General features: G+C 43.7%; 1 protein-coding gene. It reads left to right on the forward strand.

Annotated elements, in window-relative coordinates:
* Positions 1-79: 79 nt before the first annotated feature.
* Complete coding sequence (locus tag CWC11_RS20260) at positions 80-952, forward strand: Vgb family protein (RefSeq protein ID WP_249330780.1); 873 nt, start codon at positions 80-82, stop codon at positions 950-952.
* Positions 953-969: the final 17 nt, after the last annotated feature.

The raw sequence follows: 969 nt of genomic DNA on the forward strand, positions 1-969 counted from the left end.
CTAAAAGCTAAAAGCTAAATAGCTCACATAGTAAACACTTTCGCCCTATGCTTTAATATTAAAAGCAAGGGAGGGCGTTATGCGTAAAAATCGATTTTTATTTAATAAGCACGTTGTGGCAATGGCTACGCTAGGGGCTTTGGCTGCGCCGCTACCTGTATTGAGTAATGAGCCAGGGGTGTTAGTTGAGCAGCTTTGTACCAGTTGCCATAGTTTAAACAACCTTGAGCGCAGTGCGGGTTATAGCCAAGCGGATTGGCAAACACTAATAAGCTATATGGTTGATACCGGCGAGGGTACTGCCCTTAGTAAAGATATAAGCACGTATTTGGCAAAGCATTACCCTATTAACACTAAGCGCGAGTCAACGGTGGTAAAAGGCGATTTAAAACTTAGCTTTAAATACTGGCAAGTGCCTACGCTTGGGCAGCGCGCTCGCGACCCCGTGCAAGGTAAAAACGGACTTATTTGGTGGGTTGGCCAGTGGGGCAATATTTTAGGTAGGTTAAACCCTAAAACCGGTGAAATGAAAGAGTACACTTTGCCAAGTGGTACGTATGCGCACAGTGTATCGCTTGATAAAAACCAAACCCCTTGGTTTTTAGGCAATAAAAATGGCACTGTTGGGTATTTAGATTTAACAACCGAAAAATTTAAAGTGTATAAAATGCCTAATAAAAACGCCCGAGACCCGCATACTGGCGTGTTTGATAACGCAGGTATTTTTTGGTTTACCCTGCAGCACAGCAACATGGTTGGCAAGCTAAACCCTAAAACCGGCGATATTAAATTGGCTACTTTGCCCACTAAAGGCTCGCGTCCTTATGGAATAAAGATTGATTCTAACGGGTCGCCTTGGGTGTCGTGTAATGGCAGTAACTGTTTGGTTAAAGTTGATAAAAACACCATGGCGCTTAGCGAAATAAAACTCCCAGGTGATAGGGCGTGTTGACCTTTCGTGGGTGAATT

This window comes from Pseudoalteromonas sp. S3178, from assembly GCF_005886985.1.
Taxonomy (GTDB): domain Bacteria; phylum Pseudomonadota; class Gammaproteobacteria; order Enterobacterales; family Alteromonadaceae; genus Pseudoalteromonas; species Pseudoalteromonas carrageenovora.